The organism is Nocardioides sp. NPDC059952, assembly GCF_042730435.1.
Classification (GTDB): Bacteria; Actinomycetota; Actinomycetes; order Propionibacteriales; family Nocardioidaceae; genus Nocardioides.
This window is the reverse complement of record NZ_JBHWLY010000099.1, coordinates 13,316-18,793: the sequence shown is the minus strand read 5'-3', so window position 1 is coordinate 18,793 and position 5,478 is coordinate 13,316. Positions and strand designations below refer to the sequence as shown.

7 protein-coding genes are annotated in these 5,478 nt (G+C 68.8%); 4 read left to right on the top strand and 3 right to left on the bottom strand.

What is annotated here, in order from left to right:
* Window positions 1-134: 134 nt before the first annotated feature.
* Together ACFV9G_RS27680 and ACFV9G_RS27675 are read left to right on the top strand one after the other, a co-directional pair.
* Window positions 135-1,376 carry a DUF222 domain-containing protein gene (locus ACFV9G_RS27680; RefSeq protein WP_378732231.1) on the top strand — a complete coding sequence of 414 codons (1,242 nt, stop codon included), beginning with the start codon at window positions 135-137 and terminating at the stop codon, window positions 1,374-1,376.
* Window positions 1,377-1,753: 377 nt separating this feature from the next.
* Window positions 1,754-2,413, top strand: a complete 660-nt coding sequence (locus ACFV9G_RS27675) for a hypothetical protein (protein WP_378732229.1) — start codon at window positions 1,754-1,756, stop codon at window positions 2,411-2,413.
* A 20-nt stretch (window positions 2,414-2,433) separates the two neighbouring features.
* Here the strand turns inward: ACFV9G_RS27675 and ACFV9G_RS27670 are convergent, their stop codons facing one another.
* A complete protein-coding gene (locus ACFV9G_RS27670; protein ID WP_378732227.1) occupies window positions 2,434-2,886 on the bottom strand; it encodes a MarR family winged helix-turn-helix transcriptional regulator in 453 nt (150 codons plus the stop codon).
* 61 nt (window positions 2,887-2,947) lie between these two features.
* Between ACFV9G_RS27670 and ACFV9G_RS27665 the strand changes: the two genes are divergently transcribed.
* Window positions 2,948-3,316, top strand: a complete 369-nt coding sequence (locus ACFV9G_RS27665) for a VOC family protein (protein WP_378732224.1) — start codon at window positions 2,948-2,950, stop codon at window positions 3,314-3,316.
* Window positions 3,317-3,339: 23 nt separating this feature from the next.
* Here ACFV9G_RS27665 and ACFV9G_RS27660 read toward each other — a convergent pair whose 3' ends face one another.
* A complete protein-coding gene (locus ACFV9G_RS27660; RefSeq protein ID WP_378732221.1) occupies window positions 3,340-3,777 on the bottom strand; it encodes a hypothetical protein in 438 nt (145 codons plus the stop codon).
* A gap of 91 nt (window positions 3,778-3,868) precedes the next feature.
* On the opposite strand from ACFV9G_RS27660, the gene ACFV9G_RS27655 reads away from it, so the two are divergent.
* Complete coding sequence (locus ACFV9G_RS27655; RefSeq protein ID WP_378732217.1) at window positions 3,869-4,387, top strand: hypothetical protein; 519 nt, start codon at window positions 3,869-3,871, stop codon at window positions 4,385-4,387.
* A gap of 34 nt (window positions 4,388-4,421) precedes the next feature.
* On the opposite strand, the gene ACFV9G_RS27650 is transcribed toward ACFV9G_RS27655, so the two are convergent.
* A complete protein-coding gene (locus ACFV9G_RS27650; RefSeq protein WP_378732214.1) occupies window positions 4,422-5,246 on the bottom strand; it encodes an alpha/beta fold hydrolase in 825 nt (274 codons plus the stop codon).
* Between the last annotated feature and the right edge of the window lie 232 nt (window positions 5,247-5,478).

The following is a 5,478-nucleotide window of genomic DNA, read 5'->3' as shown; positions in this document are numbered from 1 at the left end:
GGGAACCAGGGGCGTCGACGCTGAGCTGCGAGGGTAAGTAATAGCCCGTACTGCCGGGCCTCCGAGACCAGCGAACCAGAACACACCCGTGTGCGCGGGTGTGAAGAGTTCGTACGTCGGGAGGTGACCGTTCGATGACCACGCTGCAACAGCCCCAACACCCCGTGCTCGGAGCCGTGGTCGCGGTCACCAACGCGCTGGGCGGGGTCGCGGAGGCGAATCCGGCGTTCATGGCCACCGACCAGAAGGCCGCCACACTCCTCGAGATCGCCCGCGCGAAAGCGCAGCTGGCCGAGCTCGAGCTGCGGGTGCTCGCCGCGGCTGATGACGTCGCGGCCGAGGCCGCTGCCCGTGATGTCGCAGCGTGGTTGCATCACCACACCCACCAACACCCCGAGACCCTGCGCGCCGACCTCCGGCTCGCCGATGCTTTGGACCGGACCTATCACCAGGTCGCGGCCGCGATGCGCGCCGGGGCCTGCAACCCAGCCCAAGCGCAGGTCATCGTCGCCGCTCTCGACGACCTCCCCAGAGACCTCGACCCCGAGATCAAGACGAAGGCGGAGGAGGCGCTGGTCGGCTATGCCACCGAGTTCGACCCCACCCGGCTACGCCGGCTGGGGTGCCGGATCCTGGACCTGATCGCGCCCGAGATCGCCGAGGCCGAGGAAGCCCGCCGGCTCGCCGCGGAGGAGGCCCACGCCCGGAAGAAGACCCGGCTGGCCATGCGCCGCCTCGGCGATGGCACCACTCGGATCTCCGCCGTGGTTCCGGATGCGGCCGCGGACCGGTTGGCCACCAACCTGGAAGCCTTCGCCTCGCCCCGACGCGATGACGGCACCCGCACCGAGACCGGCGAGTACCTGCCCTACGACCGCCGGCTGGGGCTCGCGTTCTGCCAGCTGCTCGAAACCCTCGACCCACAGCGCCTGCCCATCCACGGCGGAGACGCCACCACGGTGATCGTCACGATCGACATCGATCAGCTCCGCGAACAGGTCGGGGTTGCCCAGGTCGTCGGCGGTAGCCCGATCACCGCGGCCGAGGCCCGCCGTCTGGCCTGCACCGCAGGCATCCTCCCTGCCGTCCTCGGGAGTGACTCCGAGGTCCTCGACCTCGGCCGCAAGGAACGGTTCTTCACCGCCGCCCAACGCCGCGCGCTCCTGCTCCGGTCAGCGACCTGCGAGGCCGAGGGCTGCGACATTCCGGGCACCTGGGCTGAGGCCCACCACTGGGTCGCCTGGGCCCAAGGCGGCGCCACCGACCTCGACAACGCCGCCCTGCTCTGCAGCCATCACCACCACCGCGCCCACGACACCGCGTATCTGCATGAGCGCCTGCCCAGCGGCGACATCCGCTTCACCAGACGCACGTAGAAGCTCCAGCATCGTGAAGATCGGCATCAGGTAGCGCGGCATTGGCCCAGGAGCGCAAGATCGAGACCGGTGCATCGCGGGACAGGTTCTCCACCTCAGCCGCTCGCTGTGGAGGATCCCCGGCCGCATCTCCACCTGCCATTGGACACGCGCGCATGAACACGATTCCGCACCTTCGTCGTGGCCGTCTGTGCCATATCGCGGCGGCTGACCAAGGTGTGCGATAGCGCTGCGGCCTATCAGTCGATGGCGCAGGGACGTTCGGATCGGCCTGGGACGCATGCCGGTCAAAATCGCGTGCGGTGCCCGTGGATACCTGTCATCATCGCTCGCAATTGAGAGCACTGCTCTCGTCTCACCGACCGAGGAGTTCCGCAGTGACCGTCCCCCATGCCTCCCCCGACCGCCGCACCCAGATGGGCGCCGTCGCGTTTGCGATCGCCGGTGTCCTCTTTGCTGTCTACGAGGTCGTTGCTCCACGCGCCGACGAGACCACGCTCGATGGAGCGTCGGCGTGGGCCTCCGCCGGCTGGAGCATCGCCCACATCAGTGCCATCGTCGGCCTCATTCTCATCCCGCTCGGCTATGGTGCGATCCGAGGCTTCCTCGACGGCACGCCACAGGAGAGGACCGCCTATCTCGCGGCCGTCATCGGCTACATCGGCTCCGGTCTGACCATCTCCTACTACGGCGCCGAGGTCTACGGTCTCAAGGCCATCGGCGAGCGCGCCCTGGCCGACGTCGACCCGAGCCTGACTGACGTGGGCAACGACTTCCGCCTCGACCCGACCGCGATGACCGTCTTCGTGATCGGACTACTGCTCATCGCCGTCGCCGCCGTGCTCGCCTCGATCGCGGTCTGGCGGTCGGGCTCCCTGCCCCGTTGGAGTGCCGTCCCGCTGGCCGTTCTCCTGGCCACGATGCTCCCCCAGTTCTTCTTTCCGCACGTGGCGCGGATCGCCTGGGGCGTACTCGTCGCGATCGCGGCCTTGTGGCTTGCCACTGCGCTCTGGCGGGCTTCGAGGGGCCGCTCGTAGTCCCTCACAGCGGCGGCTCGTCAGGTGTCGCCGCCACCATCGCGTAGGGAATGGATCATGCCCTGCAGGATCCGGAACGCGTCGGACTGATCGGTCGGGCTCATGCCGGTCAGCATCCTGACCTCGACGGATCGGACCGCGGCAGTGGCGTCCTCGAGCTTCCTGCGGCCTTGGGGCGTGAGCCGCGCGGGGAGGACCTTTCCGACGGCGGCCTCCGCCGGCCTGGTCACATCACCGTCTCGCTCCAAGGAACGGAGCAGCACGTTCATCGTCTGGCGCGTCACGAACGCGCCTCGGGCGAGCTCGGAGTTCGACAGACCGGGCCGCTGCGCCAGCAGTTCGAGACAGGCGTAGTGAGTGACGCTCATCCCGAGCGGGCGCAGCACCTCCTCCATCGAAGCGCGCAGGGCGCTCGACGCTTCTTTCAGCAGGTAGCCCAGCGACTTGTCCAGGTCGACGCCGTCTTGACTCATGTCAGTATCCTGACATAGCTTGATTCGTGTCAGATACCTGACACACATCAAAGGAGCATCCATGGCCGTCACCGGCCCCGACTTCATCTCGCTGCAGGCGCGCGACCTCGATGCGTCGCAGGCGTTCTACGAGCACTACCTCGGCCTCGTCCGGTCGCCGGCCGGGCCTCCGCATGCCGTCGTCTTCGAGACCAAGCCGATCGCATTCGCGCTTCGCGAGGTCGTGCCGGGCACCGACCTCGCGTCTGTCGCCCAGCCTGGCATCGGCGCTGCGATCTGGCTCCATGCCACCGACGTCCAGGCCATCCACGATGCCCTCGTCGCCGATGGGCACACCATCGTCTCCCCCGCGATCGACGGGCCGTTCGGGCGTACGTTCACCTTTGCCGACCCCGACGGCTACCAGATCACCCTCCACGACCGGACCTGACAGCGACGAGTGCGGTCGGGGTGTCAGCCGCCGACACACTCATCGTTGTCACCGCCGGAGTAGCAGGGCGGGGCGCGGTAGCCGTCGTCCTCCCGCTCCGGCGCCGGTAGATCCACCGCGCCAGGGATGTAGCAGAGCACGGCGATCGCGGTGCATCCGAGGACCAGTAGGACCTGCCAAAGGGTGCCGAGCGTTCGGCGGCCGGGGTTGAGCATGTGGGCGACCGCGCCACAGATGAGTGCGACGAACGCAATCGCACCCCAGACGCGGTAGGCGGCGATGTTCGACGGCTCGATCTGCGGCTGGTCACCGAAGAAGACGAGATAGACATCCAGCCAGTTCGCGGCCAGCTTCCCGACGGCGAGGACAGCGACGACGGATGCCAGGGCCGCGATGACGGGAAACCAGGGCATGCGCGTGATGAGCCGGCGGACACCGGCCGGGCGGTCGAAAGCGAGCATGCGACGAGTCTCGCGGCGCCATGGCGTGGCGTGATGAGCCCGCGTACTCAACTCTTGACCTTCAGGTCGGTCGAAGCCCCAACATCGAGGCATGACCGCGACCCCTGCTGTTGACCCCACGATGGACGCCATCACCGCCGCCGTGACCCTCGGCCACGAAGGCGAGACCGCCAGAGCACGGCAGGCGCTGCTCGCCATCTGGGAAGACCTCGGGGCGCTGGGCGATCCGCTTCACCGGTGCACGCTCGCCCACTACCTTGCCGACCTGCATCCCGATCCTGCCGAGGCACTCATCTGGGACGTACGCGCCCTCGACGCCGCAGGCGCACTCACCGACGATCGGGCCGGCGAGCACCACGCGGGCCTCGAGGTTGCCGGCTTCTATCCGAGCCTGCACCTCAACATCGCCGACAACCTGCGCCGCTTGGGCGCCTTCGACGCAGCCGCCGTGCAGATCGGCAAGGCCGAGGAGCGGGTGGCCGCGCTGCCGCAAGGACCGTACGGCGACATGATCCGCGCGGGGATCCGTGGCGTCCGGGAAGCGATCGCGGCTCACGACACCACGCCCCGGTCGAGCTCTCCGACCGTCGGCGGGAGCGAGGAGGTCTGAGCCCCCACACCCGAGGTTCAGCATCGGCCATCACTCACGACGGCGTCCTGGCGATGGACGAGAGGATCGCCGCGGCGGCCGCCTGTGGCGCCTTGGTGGGGATCCAGTGGCTGACCTCGGTCAGCTCGATGAACTCGTAGGGACCGGTGACGAAGTCCTCGTTGCCCTCCAGGGCCGTCCGGCCGATCGCGACGTCGCCATCGCTCCAGAGCATCGTCGTCGGAACCGAGACCCGACCGACGCGCGGGGCCAGGAGCAGGGCTCGATACCAACCCAGACCGCCGGGCAGCGCACCGTAGTCGACGATCTCCTCGCGGAAGCGCTCGACGTCCTCGTCGTTCCAGCCGCTCCCCCGCATCATCCGCTCCATCCGGCCGTCGCGGCCGGCGACCAGCTCGGGCAGGAACGGGATGTTGAAGAGCGCCATGTAGACCGACTTGCGCCGCTGCGGACCCTTCATCGACCGGGCGAACGCGACCGGATGAGGCACCGACATCGCGGTCCAGCTCCGGACCAGATCGGGTCGCTTCGCCGCCACGCCCCAACCGACCGCACTCCCCCAGTCATGGCCGGCCAGGTGCACCGGCCGGCCGAGCTCGTCGATGAGGGCCACCACGTCCTCAACCAGCCGTCCGGCGCCATAGCCGAGGCGGGTACGCGGCCGGGCGCCCGGCGAGTAGCCGCGCTGCTCCGGGGCGACGGTGCGGAAGCCCGCCTCGTGCAGGATCGGCGACACCTCCCGCCAGCAGGTCGCCCGCTCCGGGAAACCATGCAGGAGCACGACGGGGTCGCCATCGGCCGGGCCCGAGTCGACCACATCGAAGGTGAGGCCGTCACGTACGTAGCTCGAGATCGTCACGCGTTCATCCTGTCAGGCCTCCCCGCCTCCATGGCGGGGTTGTGGGTATGCGCTAGCGGCACGAACAGCCAAGGTGTGCGATAGCGCGTTGAGGTAAGGCGCTCCGCGAAGAGGGCATGAGAAAGGCGGCCGCGCGGGGCGACGAACCCGCGCCCAACTGGTGGTGCGGGCGATCCCACCCCGAAAGCGTGCAGGCCCCTTTCGGTAGCCGCCAAAACAGCGATGATGTGGG